The organism is Shouchella oshimensis (genome assembly GCF_004375095.1).
Taxonomy (GTDB): domain Bacteria; phylum Bacillota; class Bacilli; order Bacillales; family Bacillaceae_D; genus Shouchella; species Shouchella oshimensis.
The window spans coordinates 600,788-618,769 of the sequence record NZ_SNUX01000004.1 but is presented as its reverse complement, the minus strand read 5'-3'; the positions used below and the strand labels follow the sequence as shown (position 1 = coordinate 618,769).

The 17,982-nt window shown below is 41.5% G+C and carries 15 protein-coding genes; 11 read left to right on the top strand and 4 right to left on the bottom strand.

Features of this window, described 5'->3' with window-relative positions:
• Nucleotides 1-19 precede the first annotated feature (19 nt).
• Complete coding sequence (locus E2L03_RS18595; RefSeq protein ID WP_038484339.1) at nucleotides 20-1,072, top strand: hypothetical protein; 1,053 nt, start codon at nucleotides 20-22, stop codon at nucleotides 1,070-1,072.
• 20 nt (nucleotides 1,073-1,092) lie between these two features.
• Here the strand turns inward: E2L03_RS18595 and E2L03_RS18590 are convergent, their stop codons facing one another.
• Nucleotides 1,093-2,316, bottom strand: coding sequence for an MFS transporter (locus E2L03_RS18590; RefSeq protein ID WP_095150999.1), 1,224 nt, complete (start codon nucleotides 2,314-2,316; stop codon nucleotides 1,093-1,095).
• A gap of 118 nt (nucleotides 2,317-2,434) precedes the next feature.
• Here E2L03_RS18590 and E2L03_RS18585 point away from each other — a divergent pair, with 118 nt between their 5' ends.
• Entirely contained in the window at nucleotides 2,435-3,628 is a 1,194-nt protein-coding gene (locus E2L03_RS18585; protein ID WP_095150998.1) for an ornithine--oxo-acid transaminase, read from the top strand.
• Nucleotides 3,629-3,767: 139 nt separating this feature from the next.
• Nucleotides 3,768-5,435, top strand: coding sequence for a nicotinate phosphoribosyltransferase (locus E2L03_RS18580; protein ID WP_241742063.1), 1,668 nt, complete (start codon nucleotides 3,768-3,770; stop codon nucleotides 5,433-5,435).
• A 44-nt stretch (nucleotides 5,436-5,479) separates the two neighbouring features.
• Here E2L03_RS18580 and E2L03_RS18575 read toward each other — a convergent pair whose 3' ends face one another.
• A complete protein-coding gene (locus tag E2L03_RS18575) occupies nucleotides 5,480-7,243 on the bottom strand; it encodes a S9 family peptidase (protein WP_134260053.1) in 1,764 nt (587 codons plus the stop codon).
• A gap of 136 nt (nucleotides 7,244-7,379) precedes the next feature.
• On the opposite strand from E2L03_RS18575, the gene E2L03_RS18570 reads away from it, so the two are divergent.
• Both E2L03_RS18570 and E2L03_RS18565 read left to right on the top strand, forming a co-directional pair.
• Entirely contained in the window at nucleotides 7,380-9,380 is a 2,001-nt protein-coding gene (locus E2L03_RS18570) for a methyl-accepting chemotaxis protein (RefSeq protein ID WP_038484327.1), read from the top strand.
• A gap of 84 nt (nucleotides 9,381-9,464) precedes the next feature.
• Nucleotides 9,465-9,749 carry a hypothetical protein gene (locus E2L03_RS18565; protein ID WP_124742852.1) on the top strand — a complete coding sequence of 95 codons (285 nt, stop codon included), beginning with the start codon at nucleotides 9,465-9,467 and terminating at the stop codon, nucleotides 9,747-9,749.
• 294 nt (nucleotides 9,750-10,043) lie between these two features.
• Here the strand turns inward: E2L03_RS18565 and E2L03_RS18560 are convergent, their stop codons facing one another.
• A complete protein-coding gene (locus E2L03_RS18560) occupies nucleotides 10,044-11,198 on the bottom strand; it encodes a GNAT family N-acetyltransferase (protein WP_166740373.1) in 1,155 nt (384 codons plus the stop codon).
• A gap of 96 nt (nucleotides 11,199-11,294) precedes the next feature.
• Between E2L03_RS18560 and E2L03_RS18555 the strand changes: the two genes are divergently transcribed.
• The 6 genes from E2L03_RS18555 (at nucleotide 11,295) to E2L03_RS18530 (ending at nucleotide 17,376) form a co-directional block, all read left to right on the top strand.
• Entirely contained in the window at nucleotides 11,295-12,671 is a 1,377-nt protein-coding gene (locus E2L03_RS18555; protein WP_124742851.1) for a dipeptidase, read from the top strand.
• A 143-nt stretch (nucleotides 12,672-12,814) separates the two neighbouring features.
• A complete protein-coding gene (locus tag E2L03_RS18550) occupies nucleotides 12,815-13,609 on the top strand; it encodes a Cof-type HAD-IIB family hydrolase (protein ID WP_055736455.1) in 795 nt (264 codons plus the stop codon).
• Nucleotides 13,610-13,844: 235 nt separating this feature from the next.
• Nucleotides 13,845-14,786, top strand: coding sequence for a metal ABC transporter solute-binding protein, Zn/Mn family (locus tag E2L03_RS18545; RefSeq protein WP_095150994.1), 942 nt, complete (start codon nucleotides 13,845-13,847; stop codon nucleotides 14,784-14,786).
• A 40-nt stretch (nucleotides 14,787-14,826) separates the two neighbouring features.
• The gene (locus tag E2L03_RS18540; protein ID WP_095150993.1) at nucleotides 14,827-15,585 is read left to right on the top strand and encodes a metal ABC transporter ATP-binding protein; all 759 of its coding nucleotides are present in this window, start codon (nucleotides 14,827-14,829) and stop codon (nucleotides 15,583-15,585) included.
• Nucleotides 15,563-16,486 carry a metal ABC transporter permease gene (locus E2L03_RS18535; RefSeq protein ID WP_038484307.1) on the top strand — a complete coding sequence of 308 codons (924 nt, stop codon included), beginning with the start codon at nucleotides 15,563-15,565 and terminating at the stop codon, nucleotides 16,484-16,486. Before E2L03_RS18540 ends, E2L03_RS18535 begins: the two co-directional genes overlap by 23 nt.
• Complete coding sequence (locus E2L03_RS18530; protein ID WP_038486323.1) at nucleotides 16,486-17,376, top strand: metal ABC transporter permease; 891 nt, start codon at nucleotides 16,486-16,488, stop codon at nucleotides 17,374-17,376. The genes E2L03_RS18535 and E2L03_RS18530 overlap by 1 nt, the downstream gene beginning before the upstream one ends.
• 17 nt (nucleotides 17,377-17,393) lie before the next feature.
• On the opposite strand, the gene E2L03_RS18525 is transcribed toward E2L03_RS18530, so the two are convergent.
• The gene (locus E2L03_RS18525) at nucleotides 17,394-17,939 is read right to left on the bottom strand and encodes a YpiB family protein (RefSeq protein WP_166740372.1); all 546 of its coding nucleotides are present in this window, start codon (nucleotides 17,937-17,939) and stop codon (nucleotides 17,394-17,396) included.
• Nucleotides 17,940-17,982 lie beyond the last annotated feature (43 nt).

Here is a 17,982-nt window from a genome sequence, read left to right as displayed (position 1 = left end):
CGAAAAGGATGTGAAAAAAATGGCACAAACGCCTTATAAGGATTTAAAAAGTGAAGCAATATTATCTGCACATCTATCAGGAGTGCAGCAGGACATTAATAAAATTCAACAAGTTCTAAACATGAGGTCGACTGCAAGAAGCAATGCATCTTTAACGCCAGTTAGTGATCAAACAGACCCAACCCTTCGCTTTCGGATTTATGAAGGGGAAGAGCGCAACTGGCTAGACCAACCTGTGCCTGTTCTTTATCGTGACGGAGAGGTCATTGATGCAGGTGAGTATGAACTGTATCCTGCTTATGGAGCGGTAGTATTTGCAGCACAACAACATGCCGATACCGTCATTACTGCAGACTACGAAGCGATAGCCAATACAGCCCAGCTTTCAGATGATGTCCTTCAAACAAAACAAAGCCTTGAGGATTTAAAAGATAAAATTGATGCAATGGCAAGTGCAGGTGGAGGAGTGGAGCCATTTTATCCAACGGCAGGGACGTATTTGTCTCATTTCCGACGAGACTATAATCCTTTCACAGCAGAAGGCTACAACGTGAATAGTCATGTACCTGCATTTAGTATTCTTGTCTATGGAGATACACTAGACGCGTTTCCATTTCCTGTTACGAGAAAAACAAAGATTGTACGTGCAGGAATGAGCTTAGGAAGTGCAGGGAATACGGCTGCAGCAAGAGTAGGCATTTATACAGACGACGGCACTGGCAGACCAAAAGACTTGCTTTTTGAATCGGATCAAATCGAAATTTCTTCAGATGGCGGTTGGGGCTATGTAACCCTAGATGAAGAACTTGAAGAAGGCTTATATTGGATTGCGCGTCATGATCGTGGTACGGCTTATTGGAATGGATTTCATCAAAGAAGTGTTATTCCCATTGTCCGGTTCAATGGAGAAGTATTTTTGCGGAATTTAGCTGAACGTCCTAATCCTCACACGGTCTTCGGCGGGTATCGAGCAACCAATATTCCTTATGGTCAAATGCCTCCTTCTTTCCCGGAATCTGGGGAACTTTTTAGACGAGATTTTTATGCTTCACCTTGGGTCGTAACAGGATAAAGGAAAAGCTGAATCATCCATTAAAGGTGATTCAGCTTTTTGTTTTTAGACGCATCATCGGTCATTTGTCGTTGTCCTTCTCTTAATCTTGTAAGTACTGCAATGGCTAATGCGATGAAAGAAATAATGGCTGCCAACGTAAACACGTGCTTTAGACCAAACTGTTCTGCAGCAAAACCAGCTAGATAGGGACCAATAAAAATGCCAATAGCGTAAACCGATTGATAAAATCCCATGACCGATGTCTTTAATGAAGCCGGTGGTAAGCTTGCAATTTGCGATAATAAAAGGGGTAAAAGAATTCCAATAGTTAAGCCGATGATGGCGTGCAGAAGACTAATGGAAAGAATTCCAGTAGCCAACGGTAGGAATAGGAATGTAATGGTTGTAACCATTAAACTACTAATCATTAGTAGCTGCTCTAATGTAGGCGGCAAGTTGATCAGCGCGATGAAGATGGATGCCGCTGCATGAGGCACGAAAAAAGCAGTCATAATCCATACCATGGCACCTTCACCTATGCCTTGAGAACCAGCATACACAGGGGTAAAGCCAAAAATAGAAATAAAGAGCAAGGCATGTGCAAAAAGAGAAACAAGGGTAATAGGTAGTAATGACCTCATAGTAACGGTAGAACGAATAATGGAAACGGTAGATAATGGTTGTCTTGTCTCCATATGACTGGGTACAACTTTTATTGACAAAGCGAGTAAGAGACCGACGGAGGCAGCCACAATACCAGCCCAAAATGGAAGAGCAAAGCCCATCCATTCAACGAGTAACCCCGCTGTTAACATGCTTAGAAATTGGGGCATGACTGTAGAAAATTGCAGTAAGCCCATTGCTTTACTCGTGTGGTTCGATTGAAAATACTCTGCGTACATGATGGTAGCCATAACCCACATGGCAGCAGTCACTCCTGCGAGGAGGCGACCGGTCAATATCCATAGAAAAGAGCTTGAGAATAAAAGGATAAAGCCACTCACAATGGCTACAACAAACCCACCAACGTAAAAATGCTTACGAAGCGTGGCGAGTTTATCGAGTAACACACCTAATGGAAAGCGAAGTAGCACTTGTGTTACACCGTAACTTCCTAAAATGATGCCAATTGACCCGTAGCTAAACGGAATGGATTCTAAATAAAGGCTAAAGATCGGTACGTAACTATATGTAGCAAGCCAAAAACAAAAAACAGAAGCCAAAAAAATAATATGGTGCACGCGTCTTATATCAGAATTCATACGCTGTACCTCCTACTTATCTCATCTTAACACCTTTTTTCCTGACAAATGTAGCAGGAATTCATTTCTTTAGAGCGAAGAGACATAAGTGGAAGCACAGAACTGAAGGAGGATGACTATGTCTAAGTCAACAGAGATTATTAAGAAAACAGAGCAATACGGTGCAAATAACTATCATCCATTGCCAATCGTCATTTCTAAAGCAAAAGGAGTATGGGTATGGGATGCAGAAGGCAATCGCTATCTTGATATGTTAAGTGCCTATTCAGCCCTAAATCAAGGTCATTGCCATCCAAAACTAATTCAAACCTTAAAGGATCAGGCGGAGCGAGTCACGTTAACATCCCGGGCGTTTCACAATGATCAGCTGGCGCCTTTTTATGAAAAAGTAGCTTCACTTACGAATAAAGAGATGATATTGCCAATGAATACAGGTGCAGAAGCTGTTGAAACCGCTTTAAAAGCGGCGCGACGATGGGGATATGAAAACAAAAAAATTGTGACCAATAAAGCCGAAATCATTGTTTGCTCAAATAATTTTCATGGACGAACATTAGCTGCTGTCTCCCTGTCTTCTAGTGAAGAATACAAGCGTGGCTTTGGTCCGTTGTTGCCAGGCATAAAAGTGATTCCGTATGGCGACGCAGAGGCACTTAAAGAAGCCATTTCCGAACATACGGTAGCCTTTCTTGTTGAACCTATTCAAGGAGAGGCAGGGATTCTCATACCACCTAATGGGTACTTGCAGCAAGTGCGAGACATCTGTACAGAGAATGAGATTCTTTTTATAGCAGACGAGATACAAGCTGGTCTTGGTCGAACAGGCAAGTGGTTTGCATGCGATCATGAAAACGTGGAACCAGATATGTACATTCTCGGTAAGGCTCTTGGTGGAGGGATTTTACCGATTTCAGCTGTTGCGGCGAATAAAGATGTGTTAGGTGTATTTGAACCTGGTTCCCATGGATCAACATTTGGCGGTAATCCACTTGCTTGTGCGGTTTCTGTTGCTGCGTTAGAAATTTTAGAAGAAGAAGACTTAGTAAGGAATGCCCAAGAGCTCGGTGATTATTTTATTACCGAATTAAAAACGTTAACACACCCTTCAATTAAAGAGGTCCGGGGACGTGGCTTATTTATTGGAATTGAATTAACAGAATCAGCTCGACCTTATTGTGAACAATTAAAGGAGCGAGGATTATTATGTAAAGAAACACATGAGAATGTTATTCGCTTCGCACCACCTTTAATCATTACAAAAGAAGAGCTGGAACATGCCTTGGAACAAATTAAAGACGTTCTCTCTGCTTAATTGTATATGGAAACGCTCTAGCGGAATGCAGGGCGTTTTTTTGTATACAGGTACGATGGATTTGAAATGAAGACAAAACAAGAGTATACTTTTGAGGACTTATATGCGTGAAAAGCGTAGATCGCAAAGGAGCAGAAAGATGTCTGAACACATGAAAACAATCTTTGATTTTGTAAAGCCTACTCGTTATCGCTATGTACATATATGTAAAGAGTGTGACCAACCAAGTTTTTCAAACGAGTCTTCCAGTGAAGAAGTGTGCATCCGATGTGGTGGAAACGCTCATCATGTGACCCCGTACTACAATCCTTCAGAGGATTATGGGCTTGATGTGGATTATTATGCCATTACTATGATGTACGCCTTATGGAAAGAAGGACTTCATCAAACTCAAGTTGTTTTTGATGATTTCTATCGGAAAGCCCCTTTTGTTCGCGGCGTTGGTGAATTTAGCACGGAATTAGGCGGTTATGTCGCGTTTGGCGGACTTGGCCATTTGATTGATACGATACAGAACTTATACTTTAATGAAAGTGACATCCGCTATTTAAGAGAGCAATCAGAGGGCTTTGACGAAGCGTTTTTAGATGACTTGCGTTCATTACGTTTTAGTGGAGATTTGCATGCAGTTGAAGAAGGAAATTTAGTCTTTCCTAATACGCCTCTCATTCGTATTGAAGCCCCTGTTTGGGAATGTATTTGGATTGAAGCGATGTTGTTAAACATTGTGAATGCAGAATCTCTAGTCCTGACAAAGGGCGCCCGTATTAAAACCATCGCAGGGGAGGATGGTTTGCTTGAAATGGGAAAAAGACGTGCCCAAGGTAGAGATGCGAGTGTGTACGGGGCGAAAATGGCTTATATTGCTGGATTTGACGCTACTAGCAACGTGAAGGCAGGAAAGAAATTTTCTATGCCAATTACAGGCACGCAAGCACATGTGTTTATTATGTTCCACCCATCTGAATTAGAAGCGTTTCTTGCGTATGCAGATGTTTTTCCGCAAAAAACCATTCCTCTTCTTGATACAACGGATACACTTGGAAGTGGTCTGCCTCATGCAATTGAAACAGCGCACCGTCTAAAGGAGAAAGGTTATGAAATGACGGCTGTCCGATTAGACAGTGGAGATTTAGCCTATTTATCTAAAAAAGTGCGTAAGCGTCTTGATGAAGAAGGTTTAGAACACGTAAAAATTGCTGCGACAAACGATCTTGATGAATATACAATTGCTTCTCTAAAGCAACAAGGGGCAAAAGTAGATATTTGGGGTGTTGGAACAAAGTTTATTACAGCCTATGATAACCCAGCATTAGGAGGCGTCCATAAAATTGTAGCTAGACGACCTCTTGATTCAGAGATTGAATCTGGTAGCTATCAAAAAGAAGATTGGGTCGCTCTGATTAAGATCTCGGAAAGTATTGAAAAGATTCTAAATCCTGGACGCAAAAAAGTGTACCGCCTTTTTGGCGACGATGGTATGGCAAAGGGCGATTATGTTTGCTTGGATCATGAAACGTTAGAAGGAAAAGATGAAATACTCTTAAAGCACCCACGTAACCCATTAAAAGCGAAACGAATTCGAGATTTTAAAGCGGTTGAACTGCTAAAGCCGATATTTGAGAATGGAAGACTCGTCTATGATGTGCCTTCATTGAAAGATGTGCGAGACTACCATGCGTATCAAAAGCAATCGTTTTGGGAAGAGTACTTACGCTTAGAAGTACCAGAAGTCTATCCCGTTTCACTGTCAGACGAATTAACGGATATGAAAAATCAGTTGATTCATGAAAAACGGGAAGGGTAAATGAAACACCTCCGCCTTGACCAAGGCGGAGGTGTTTTCGTTCGTTAAAGCCACTTCCTTAAAAATGAAAATGACTTTTCGTATGCCGCGAGGTTGTTTTCATAGCGAACGAAGAAGTGCCCTTCATTTTCAAAGTAAAGCGAATCAACTGGATGATGACGGTGCTTTAGTTGTTCAACGATTTGCTCAGCCTCTGAAATCGGTACACGTGGATCGTTTCGTCCGTGCAGCACAAGAAGGGGAGCTTGAATATCATCGACTTTATGAATGGGATCAATTTCATCAAAAAAGTCACGATCTTCTTCAAGGGACCCGTACTCATCTTCTCGTACTTTTCGTCGCCAAATACTTGTGTTTTCGAGAAACGATTTAAAGCTAGAAATGCCAACAATATCGATGGCAGCTGCCCACTGTGTTGGGTAATGAGTAATGGCAGCAAGCACCATAAACCCTCCATAGCTTCTGCCCATTACAGCGATTTTGTTAGGATGAGCGAATCCTTCTGTTTTTAACCATTCTGCAAGCTCATTTAAATCTCTAACAGCATCCATACGTTTTCGCTTATCATCTAAGTGATGGTAGCGTTTCCCATAGCCTGTACTTCCTCGCACATTCGGCGTGCATACGGCGAAGCCTTGTGATACAAAGTACTGTAAAAAAGGGTTGTAGACAGAACGAATTTGGCTTTCGGGACCGCCATGTACAAAAATAACGGTTGGGTAAGGCCCATCCCCATCTGGTTTGTAATAAAAAGATGGAATGGTCTCACCATCAGAGCTTGTGAATGAAAGTTGTTCAGGCTCTCGTAGTATCTCTTGGACAGTATGTTTCCGTGTGCTGTTTGCCAGTTTTGTTACAGTCTGCTCCTTTAAATGGTAACACCATAGTGCAGCGGGGTTTGCAGCTCCATCGAGAGAGAAAACGAGTTGAGTTACGTCATGAGAAAAGGTGAAACTTGTCACAACCCCTGACTGAATAGGAAGCTTTTTCTCTGTTTGGGACGGAAGATGCGTGAGAAAAGCATGTGATACGCCACCTTCATTCACTGCATAAGCTAAATAGGTACCGTCATGACTGAGGGTTAAGGCTTCGTAATCCCAATCTCCTGTGTAGAGCCATTCCAATTCTTTCGATTGTAGCTGTAAGCGAGCAATGCCAGTGTGATCTCGACCAACATTCGTTAAAAGATAAAGAGATTTGCCATCGTTGCTAAAAGCCGCATCTGTGAAAGAAGCTTCGCTTTCGTGTGGCGTTAACCATTCTAGTTCTTTTGTTTCTAAATGTAATAGACCTAAGTCATTATCTAAATTTGTATTCGTTTTCTTTATTAACAAGTGATGACCATCTGGATGAAAACAGACAGGGTCATAGCGAGCATCATCTTTATATACACACTGAATGTCACGTGTGGATACATGTTGAATATACACGTCAAAAAATTGTTCATGCCTGCGATTACTACTCCAAGCAATCCATTCTTTATTAGGTGATACCCCTCCGTAATGGTGTATATGTGCAGGATCATTTGTTAGCGGAACAAGGTCTTCATTATTTTTCCATAAATACAATTGCTGTTTTTCATTTACCCCATAATCCATTCCAATGAGGAGGTCATTCTCAATATAGGTAGCGAGCATGATTCGTTCTGATGTTTCAACTAGACGAGTCGCTTGTTGCGAATCACGATCATACTCATACGCTTGGGGAAAGCCAGTAGCATTGTTTAGATAGACAAGCTTTGTTGAGTGATGTGGGTGAAAGTGTGGATTTGTTGCTGTATCCACTTTTAAAAAGTCAGTAAGTTGCATCAAAAAGTCACCCTTTCATTTTCTGTTTAGGTAAAATGATAACTTTTTTCGCACAATTCTTCAAATCTCAATCTAGAGCCTTTAGAAAAGCAATAAACGAGCCGAAATAAAAAGTAGAAGATTGAGGTGAAAATGGATGAAACAAAAAAAGGTAAGCTTAAAATGGAAATTAATGCTGGCTTTTGGTTTAATGCTTGTCGTACCAAGTTTAGTCATTGGGGTATTTTCTTATTTATCAACAAGGGAAAATGTGGAGAGTACAATGAATGCTCAAGCAGAGCAAATGACAGCCAATGTTCATGCATCATTGCAACAATACATGGGGTTGCAAACCGAATTAGCTGCTTTTACCGGCGATACTATTGATGCAAATGCTTCATCTGATGACATAGCTGATCAATTGGACGTTTTATTTGGAGAAGATAATCGTCTACGTGAAGTATACATTGTCAACAATAAGGGTGAGGGAACGGTTTATCAAGCGGACGGTTCAATTGAATCAGTAGCAGGTACAGAAGAACTTTCTGATCAGTATGGTGTAATAGAATTCACTTGGTTACGAGATCTTTTTGGAAGACAAACGGATGTAGCGGTTAGTGAACCAATCTTTTCGAACGAGGACGAGACTGATATTCTCTTTGCATCCTTAACAAGCGATCGGGGTAACGTTTTAGCCATGCGAGTCGATTTTAACCCAATTCTATCCTATGTAGCAGATGCTTCGATTGGAAGCACAGGCTATTTGTTTTTAGTCGACCATCTTTCGAGAGTAGTCTATCATCCTGTTTTAAATTCTGGAGAGTACGTCCCAGCAACCCTCAGTGCCCAGTTTGTAGAGGGTGGAGAATCAGGACAGTTTGAGTTTCAAGTAGATGGTGAAGATCCACGACAAATCACATATGATACTGTTTTACCAACGAATTGGGTGCTTGCTGGAGCGATGTTACCAAATGAAGTGAGTCAACTCGTTCAACCTATTCTTTACTCGATGTTAATCGTAATTATCGTCACATTACTGATTGGATCCGTTATTATTTTTGCTATTGTTCGGGCGATTGTACGCCCTATTTCAGGACTGTCGAACGTTGCAACGGTTATCAGTCAAGGGAATTTAAGTTCAACATACAATGTAAAATCTACTTTTAAAGATGAAGTCGGTCAGTTAGCTGATTCATTTGAAGACATGCGACAATCTCTCATTCAAACGATTAGAGGGATTCGAGATAAATCCACCTATTTAGCTGCGTCATCTGAACAATTACAGGCAAGTACCGAGCAAAATATGCAGGCAACTGAACAAATTACATTAGCCATTCAAGAAGTATCTGGCAGTGTAGATGAACAAACGACGAGTATGGATCAAGGTAAAGCAGCTGCGACAACGGTTTCTAGTGGAATTATGGATGTGCAGCAGTCGACGCAACAAGTAACAAAAGCAATAAAAAATGCTGTAGTTGCTGTACAAACTGGTCAACAAGGGATTAAAAGCAGTGTTCAACAAATGAATGCGATTCAACATAAAGTATCTTCTATTGCCACAACGGTGGAGAGCCTAGAAAAGCAGGCAGCAACAATTAATCAAGTCAGTCAAATGATTTCCGATATAGCGGAACAAACGAATCTACTAGCACTCAATGCTTCTATTGAAGCTGCTAGAGCTGGAGAACATGGACGTGGGTTTGCTGTCGTTGCTGACGAAGTACGAAAGCTTGCAGAGCAATCAAATAATGCTGCAAAAACCGTACAAGAGCAAATTAATACTGTTCAGAACGAAACGAAAGTCGTTGTGAAAGAAATGAATGTAGGGGAAGGAGAGGTAAAAAAAGGGGTTACGATCATTGAAGAAACGGGCCAATCCTTCGCTTTCATTCAAAATCATATGAATGACGTCACCGAAAAAATCCAGCGTGTGACAGATGAAGTAAAGGCAATGGCCAATCAAACCGAGCAATTTATGCTGTCGTATGAGCAAATCGCAACAGCAAGTGAAACGACATCTGCCAGTATTCAAAATGTATCGGCTTCGACTGAGGAACAACTTGCATCTATGGAAGAAATTTTAAGTTCAACAACGAATCTTGCACAACTAGCAGATGAATTAGAAGAAATGATTGCGAAGTTCGAATGGAACGACTAGATCAGCTAACGAAGGTAAGACGTTTAAGGATTCGCTGAAAAAGGAATGGTACCCTATATCCTTTTGAAAAGAGGTACGTAGACAATGAATAAACTAGTACTCGTGTACAAAGATGAGGAATTAACCCAACCAAAGGAAATTTGGGTTGGTGGGGAAGCCAGCGACGAAGAAAACAATACGACGTTTGAAGCCATTGCAGCTGAATTTGATGAGTATAAAGTAGAAGCAGAGGAAAAGAATGAACCTCATATTACGTTAAAGCTTGAACCAGTCGATGGAGAAGAACCTCACACGTACCTTCGGGACATTACTTTAAAAGGCGAACAACAAGAAAATGTTGTTCACGTTTTGAAGAAACGAGTGAATTAAAAAGTATAAACAAAGAGCTGGGACAAAAGTAGATAGACAGTCCAAAATGACGAACATTCCTGAAAATAGGAACGTTCGTCGTTTGTTTTATATGAAAATGAGCGGAAGGAGAACCCGAAGACTCCTAGGGGATCGGCACGTGTCTGAAGACTCTGAAGTGGCGGTTTTCCACGGAGGAGGCTGAGGCCGTGTCCCCGGAAAGCGAAGGATTCTCCTGTAGCGGTGCTACTCAGCATATTTTAGACTATTCGTCTTTTCAAATACTACTTTTCGTTATGTCCCAGCCTCTTTATGTTAGAAAAAGTCATGTAGCGTAGGCTCTTGATCAGGGAGTGTTCTTAAAAACTGGTCAATTGCTTCTTCGTTTCCAGTCACAAGGTCTGCGTGCTTATAAAAAGTTGGACGCTTATAACCCATGAATAAGCTGGAAGCCGTCTGAATCGTCATAAAAAGAGAAGGTGGATCCGTTGTTGGAACGCATTGGGCATGCCCGTCTTTAATTGACAGGGCAAATATAGTATTGTTCCACGTTGCGAAGTCATCTTGAATACGGATTGTAAACTGTCCATCTGCAAGAAAAGGATGAGTCTCGACAAAGGCTTGAAAATCAACAATTCGCGCCATGAAATAGGGTTTTGTTGTCGCTTTTGTGAGTGGATCTGGTAAGAAGTAATGAAGCGCACTAGAACCAGGAACCGTTATGGTTGCTTCATCTAGCATAGAATCATGTTGCCCAACAAAGTGTAACAATGCTTTTAAGGCAGATTGATCGTAATAGATCATTTCTTGAGTGGTCCATTTTGATTCAGAAAAGCGATAAACCATATACGCCTTTGGAGTACCTTCAGCATCTTCGTAAAGCACTGTGTGGTACTCTTTGTTTTCTTCTTGTTTTCTCCCCCACCACTCGTCATCTCGTTCTAACATCCCGTGACGTAAACAGTTAGTATAGACATCTTTTATGCGGTTATCTTGATAGGGGACACGGGTTAAAGTACCTTCAAGCGTTGCTAGAGGACGGGGGAGTTGATTTTTTTCAAGGGTATAAGTCACTTCATCACATAATATCTCCCAGCCGAATTTCCGATAAAAGGATACTGAAAAGGGGGCCAAATAAGAAAGGACTTGTCCTTTTTCTTTCATAGTTTCTAAGCTATGGTGAAGCAGCTTTCGAACACCGCCTTGGCGTCTCGCTTCAGGATAAGAGGCAACGCTAGCAATCCCACCCATGGGTACAGTTCTTCCAAATAACTGAATAGATAAAGACAGTAACGTTAGTTTCGATGCAAGCTGGTTATCATCCATTAAAGCAAAATGCGTAGCATTATGATGAGACCAGTGTGTTCGAGCGGTTTCTGTTTGTTCACTAGTAGGTTTTGCTTGAAAGGCATAACAGCTTAATGCGAACGCCTCATCAAAATGACGAGCGTCCAATGTCTGAATGACCACATGATTCCCTCCCTTTTTTCTATTAAGTGTACCATGAGTCGTGATGAATAGGAGACTATGATACAATCAAAAAAAGAATAATTTGGAGTGATGAAGTTGACAAGTAAAGCGGTTGATTATGTACAAGCTCATCGAGAGGCAATGTTAAATGAATTAAATGAGTTTTTGAAAATTAAAAGCATTAGTTCCCTGTCTGAACATAAACAAGATGTTGCGGAAGCGGCAAGCTGGTTAGAGGGGCAATTGCTTCATGCTGGGTTAGAAAAAGTAGAGATTATCCCAACTGCTAAACATCCAGTTGTCTATGGAGAGTGGTTAAAGGCAGGAAACGATGCGAAAACCATTTTAGTGTATGGTCATTATGACGTGCAGCCTGTAGATCCGGTTCATTTATGGGAAACAGACCCATTCGAACCAACGATTCGAGAAAACAAGCTTTATGCAAGAGGAGCGAGTGACGATAAAGGTCAAACCTTTATGCATATAAAAGCAGTTGAAGCGATGCTCAAATCAGAAGGGGCGCTACCGTTTAATATCAAATTTCTTATTGAAGGTGAAGAGGAAATCGGTTCGCCTAATTTAGATGCGTTTGTCGAGAAAGAAAAAGAGCGATTGGCAGCAGATGTACTAGTCATTTCAGACACACCGATGCTAGAAGCTGGACGACCTGCTATCTGTACTGGCTTAAGAGGGTTAGCTGCAATGGAGCTTACAGTAAGAGGCGCAAAAGGGGACTTGCATTCCGGTTTATATGGGGGAGCCGTTCCTAATTCCCTTCACGCATTAGTTGAGCTTTTAGCTAGTTTTCGAAATGAGGCTGGTGAGATTGCGATTTCGGGCTTTTATGATGGCATTGAAGCGCTAGCTGATGAAGAGAAAGAGAGTTTAGCGGCTCTCGGAAGCGGCGATGACAGTATGAAGTCAGAGACCGGTGTATCCGCACTTGTAGGTGAAGAAGGATATACATCCCGTGAGCGGACGTGGATTCGTCCTACTCTTGAGCTAAATGGTGTATTCGGAGGCTTTCAAGGAGAAGGCGTCAAAACAGTCATTCCAGCGGAAGCTACAGCAAAGATTTCTTGCCGCCTCGTCCCAGGACAAGACCCAGATGATATTTTAAACAAAATCGAGAAACACATTAATGCCCATACACCAAAAGGAGTGACGGTCACTACACATCGTCATGACACTGGTAAACCATTTGCGGCTCCTGTGACAGATCCTGCCTTTGCGGCGGCTGCACGAGCGTATGAAAAGGTGTATAAAACAGAAGTTGCTTATACACGTATGGGAGGATCGATTCCAGTTGTGGAAACATTTGATGCTCAGCTTCATGTTCCGATTGTGCTAATGGGCTTTGGCCTGCCAAGTGAAAACTTCCACGCGCCTAATGAACATTTCCATCTAGAAAATTTTGACAAGGGACTCGAAACGATTTTGGCTTTTTGGCAAGAATACAGTCAATTAAGCTAGTAAAAGGGATGGGGATAGCCCCCTCCTTTTTTCATCTGTTGATTGGCAACGATAGGAATGCAAGCTGAATATTCATGACACGACATTTCATTTTGTAGTACACTAAGAAAGGAAAGAGTGCATTCTGGAAGGGGTCAGGTATCATGTCAACGGTAGAAAGACCAGTCATTAAGTTAATTGCTCTTGATATGGACGGTACATTATTAAACGAAAATCATGAGATATCTGCTGGGAATCGAGAAGCCATTATGGAAGCGCGAGAATTAAATGTTCCTGTTATGATTGCGACTGGACGAACGCGGGCAACGTGCGGAAGTTACGCTCAGTCATTAGGTTTACAGACATTTTTAGTCACTGCAAATGGTGGAGAAATTTATAATAAAGACGGTGTGTTAATACACGCAACCCACTTACACGAAGATGCTGTGGATCATGTTTATGAATTAAGAGAACGATATGGCGCTCATGTATGGGCAGCTTCCTCTAATGGACTTTTTCGTGGAGATTTGCCCGAAGATCGTCATAATTACAATTGGTTGAAATTTGGTTTCGATACGACTGACGATCAAGTGCGTAAAGACATTATTGCTGAGCTAACAGAACATGGTCTTACAGAAATTACAAATTCGAGTCCCACAAACATTGAAGTTAATGCAATCGGAATTAATAAAGCAAATGCGATAAAAATGGTTTGTGATGAGCTGGACATTGATATGAAGCATGTGATGGCTGTTGGAGACAGCTTGAATGATATTGCCATGATACAAGAAGCTGGAATAGGGGTTGCGATGGGAAATGCCCAAGACCTTGTTAAGCGTAAAGCTGACTGGATAACAGCTACAAACGCAAATGACGGTGTTGCTGCAGCCATTCATCGATGGGTCACATTGCCGAGAAAAGAAGGAACGCGAGAGAAGCCAAATGAAAATGGTATGTAAACGAAAGAAAACGTCACGCTCATTGATCAGCGTGACGTTTTTTTTACATAAATGTAAGAGAGAATCGAAAAGCTAAGAGAGGGTAGTGGGACGAAAAAAGGAACGAGGAAAAATTCTTGACAATATTGGACAAGGGAATTAAAGTTGCATTAGAGAAACTTTATTGTGGACAGGAAATAAATCCTGTTTGATGCATACAAATAAAGATAATGAGTGGATGAAGGAGGAACAAAACATGAAAAAGCATACTCTCGGATTGACAGCTGTCTCTGCAGCCGTGTTACTCTCTGCCTGTAATGATAGCGGGAATGAAACTGGTGGAGGAGAGTCAACAGATGGATCAATTGACGTTGTAGCAACGATTGCTCAAATTGGGGAGCCTCTATCTGTTATCGCTGGTGACTTTGCAAACGTCGAGACGTTAATGGGTCCAGGAGTGGATCCCCATATTTACGAGGCATCTCAAGGAGATATTCGTTTATTTCAACAGGCGGATATTATCTTTTACAACGGATTACATTTAGAGGCCCAGCTTTCAGATGTATTTAATAGTGTAGAGACAAACGCCCATGCAATTGGTGAAAAAGTAGATGCAGGAAGTCTGTTAGAGGATGAAGAAGATGCAGGTATGGATGATCCACATATCTGGTTTGATGTAGTATTATGGGAACAAGCATTAGATGCTGCAGTTGAGGAATTAAAAGTATTACTTCCTGATCACGCAGATGAAATAGAAGAAAATAAACAAGCCTATTTTGCTGAATTAGAAGAATTACACATGTATGCTGTAGATACGTTAGCACAAATTCCAGAAGAACAGCGTATTTTAGTAACGGCACATGATGCATTTCAATATTTTGGTGAAATGAACAATATAGACGTAATGGGCATACAAGGTTTAAGTACAGAGTCTGAGGCAGGTATATCAGATATCCAGTCAACAATTAATACGATTGTAGAAAAAGAAGTTCCGGCTGTCTTTGTTGAAAGTAGTGTGAACGATTCAACGATTCAAGCAGTCATTGAAGGCGCTAATCAAGCCGGGCATTCCATTGAATTAGGCGGCGAGCTGTATTCAGACGCTATGGGTGATGCAGGTACAGAAGAAGGAACGTACATTGGAATGTATCGACATAATGTTGATACGATTTACTCAGCATTAACAGCCTCCGAATAACTTCGATGACGTGTAAGGCAGAACAAGGAGATGAATGACCATGAGCGTACTGCATGTCGAAAACATCAGTGCAGCCTATCGCAGAAATACAGTCTTGAAAAATGTAAGCTTTACTGTAGAAAAAGGTTCATTGACAGGGATTGTTGGACCAAACGGTGCAGGTAAGTCAACGTTAATTAAAACATTGCTTAACCTGCACCCACCTTTAAGTGGCCAAGTATATTTTTTCGATTCTTCATTGAAAAGACAAAAATCTCGCGTAGGCTATGTACCGCAAAGAGGCTCAGTAGATTGGGATTTTCCAACAAATGCGCTCGATGTTGTGTTAATGGGACTTTACCGCCGTATCGGTTGGCTGAAGTGGCCGAAAAAGAAACATAAAGAAAAAGCAATGGACGCTTTAAGAAAAGTTGGTATGGAAGATTATGCAAAAAGACAGATTAGCCAGCTTTCTGGTGGGCAACAACAGCGTGTTTTTCTAGCACGTGCACTTGTGCAGGATGCAGACCTTTATTTTATGGATGAGCCATTTGCCGGGGTCGATGCTGCAACAGAGAGAGCGATCATGACCATTTTAAAGCAATTACGAGCAGATGGAAAAACGGTTCTTGTTGTGCATCATGATTTGCAGACAGTTAAGGATTATTTTGACCACGTACTGTTTCTAAACAAAACCATTATTGCACATGGTAAAACAGAAGAAATCTTCACGGCAAGCAACATTACGAAAGCGTATGGGGGAGCTGTGCACATCATAAAAGAGGAGGCGCTTGTCGATGGCGATTCTAGCGTCGATTAACTTCCAGTGGGTGCTCCTAAGTGCGACATTCTTAGGAATAGCGGCCGGAATGTTTGGTACCCTTGCATATTGGAAACGACAGAGCCTGATGAGTGACGCGCTCTCTCACGCCGCTCTCCCTGGTGTTGTGATTGCGTTTATGATCATTAATGAGAAAAATTTCTTTATCCTTATTTTAGGGGCTGCTCTTAGTGCATTATTAGGCGCGTGGTTTATTTACGTAATCCGTTCTTCGTCTAGGATTAAAGAAGATACAGCTATGGGGATTATTCTTTCTGTCTTTTTTGGAGCAGGAATTGTTCTACTGACACTTGTTAATCGGTCTGGTAGCGGAAGCCAAAGTGGGTTAGACACATTTATCTTTGGTCAGGCGGCAAGCATGGTGCGCTTAGATGTGTATACAATGGTGATCCTTGCAACTGCGATTATTGTTCTCATTACTTTTGCGTATAAAGAATGGAAGCTATTTTTATTCGACCCTGAATTTGCAAGAGGCATTGGTTTATCGTCTAGAGGGATGGATATTGCTTATATGATTGGGCTTGTGACGACTATTGTTATCGGAATTCAAGCTGTAGGGGTCATCTTAATGGCGGCATTGTTAATTATTCCGGCTGTGAGTGCAAGATACTGGACGCAATCGTTTAAAATTATGTTGCTCTTGTCAGGGATATTCGGAGGATTGTCTGGTGCCATTGGTACTTTCCTAAGTGCGCAAGGTGCAGGTTGGCCGACTGGACCGTTTATCGTTTTATCTGCGTCTATCTTCTTTGTTTTTTCTTTGTTCTTTGGAAAAGAAAAAGGGTTCATTGCAGAAAAAATGGAGTTTCGTGCTCAGCAACGGCAAGCACTTAGTGAGAATGAAGCACCTGGCGTATTGAAAGAAGGTGGCCATAAATGATTTCATATGAAGGCTGGATTCTTATTACCGGTGCGTTAGTTGGTATGACCTGTGGAATTGTAGGTGCATATTTAATTTTACGACGAATGGCGATGATGGCTGATGCCATTAGTCATACGGTTTTATTAGGTATCGTACTTGCATTTCTCGTTACTCAACGATTAGATGGCATTCATATGCTAATCGGTGCTGCACTTGCAGGTTTATTAACAACATTCCTTGTACAATGGTTTCATTCAAAAGGGGTACAGCATGATGCGTCCATTGGAGTCGTCTTCACTTCACTGTTCGCGATTGGGGTTATTTTAATTTCTACTTCAGTCGGAAATGTTCATTTAGACGTTCAACACACTTTAATGGGGGAAATTGCGTTTATTCCTTTTAATACAACGAATCTTTTTGGTTTGGAGATACCAGTAGCTACATTGATGTTAGTTGTTGTCTTTGTCATTGTACTTGGATTTATTCTCCTTCTCTATAAAGAATGGAAGCTATTAGCCTTTGATGCGGGACTTGCGTTAAGCCTTGGATTGCCTGTGTTATTTCTGCATTATTTGTTTATGGGGTTAGTCTCCATTACAACGGTTGCCTCATTCGACGCTGTTGGAGCCATTATGGTCGTAGCGATGTTAGTAACGCCAGCCGCTTCAGCCTATTTATGGACGGAACGACTGTCCGTGATGATTATGCTAAGTGCATCGTTTGGTGCTCTTTCAGCAATCAGTGGCTATTATGTAGCGTATTGGATCGACAGTTCGATTTCGGGGTCGATGGCAATGATGACTGGTGTTGTGTTTCTGCTTAGTTTCCTTTTCTCGCCTACACATGGGTTGGTGGCGAAATGGATTCGGCCAAATAAGAAGAAAAACGATGAAAAAGCTCATGCGTAACGTGAGCTTTTTCTTTTTTATTGGGCTAGCTTTTCTTGAAGCTGGCGCAACTCTTTAGAAAGCCTGGCGAATTCATCATGGTTACGATCATCAAGGGCTTTGTCAATAGCCGCTCGTAAACGAGATCTTTCATTCTCGGTGTCGATATACTGAAGAAAAGCGTTTGTTTCTTGTTCGTCTTTTTGATTTTGTTTGTATTGACGGTAGGATTTATGAACAGGTGTCTCAACGAGCTGGCGATACGTGTGATGAATGTCTCGTCCATAAAAATGAACAATCAGGTAAATAGGGTTTGAGGGGTGGGTCATTATGTCATCAAGTGCTTTTGCTACATCCTCGGTCTTTTTTCCTTGATTCACGTATAGAAATCCAACTTCATCCGACTGGGTACTCGCAACAATGAGTGTTCGTCTTTTTGGATCAATTGTTTCTGTAAACCGTAACTTGGCTAACAAATGCGGTGACGACTGAATGTGAACAAGAAGCGCTCGTGCACTACGATTCTTTAAATAATGATGATTCACAAACCATTGCAAAAATTGCTTCTTTATGAGATCACTCATGTAGCGTAACCCTCCTCTCCTCTCTCTATTAAAACACGAAAAC

What these genes read in the sequence shown, in the direction of transcription:
- E2L03_RS18535 (WP_038484307.1), top strand. Translation starts at nt 15,563, where the DNA reads ATGGCGATTCTAGCGTCGATTAACTTCCAGTGGGTGCTCCTAAGTGCG.
- E2L03_RS18595 (WP_038484339.1), top strand. Translation starts at nt 20, where the DNA reads ATGGCACAAACGCCTTATAAGGATTTAAAAAGTGAAGCAATATTATCT.
- E2L03_RS18575 (WP_134260053.1), bottom strand. Translation starts at nt 7,243, where the DNA reads ATGCAACTTACTGACTTTTTAAAAGTGGATACAGCAACAAATCCACAC.
- E2L03_RS18550 (WP_055736455.1), top strand. Translation starts at nt 12,815, where the DNA reads ATGTCAACGGTAGAAAGACCAGTCATTAAGTTAATTGCTCTTGATATG.
- E2L03_RS18525 (WP_166740372.1), bottom strand. Translation starts at nt 17,939, where the DNA reads ATGAGTGATCTCATAAAGAAGCAATTTTTGCAATGGTTTGTGAATCAT.
- E2L03_RS18585 (WP_095150998.1), top strand. Translation starts at nt 2,435, where the DNA reads ATGTCTAAGTCAACAGAGATTATTAAGAAAACAGAGCAATACGGTGCA.
- E2L03_RS18580 (WP_241742063.1), top strand. Translation starts at nt 3,768, where the DNA reads ATGTCTGAACACATGAAAACAATCTTTGATTTTGTAAAGCCTACTCGT.
- E2L03_RS18565 (WP_124742852.1), top strand. Translation starts at nt 9,465, where the DNA reads ATGAATAAACTAGTACTCGTGTACAAAGATGAGGAATTAACCCAACCA.
- E2L03_RS18570 (WP_038484327.1), top strand. Translation starts at nt 7,380, where the DNA reads ATGAAACAAAAAAAGGTAAGCTTAAAATGGAAATTAATGCTGGCTTTT.
- E2L03_RS18545 (WP_095150994.1), top strand. Translation starts at nt 13,845, where the DNA reads ATGAAAAAGCATACTCTCGGATTGACAGCTGTCTCTGCAGCCGTGTTA.
- E2L03_RS18540 (WP_095150993.1), top strand. Translation starts at nt 14,827, where the DNA reads ATGAGCGTACTGCATGTCGAAAACATCAGTGCAGCCTATCGCAGAAAT.
- E2L03_RS18590 (WP_095150999.1), bottom strand. Translation starts at nt 2,316, where the DNA reads ATGAATTCTGATATAAGACGCGTGCACCATATTATTTTTTTGGCTTCT.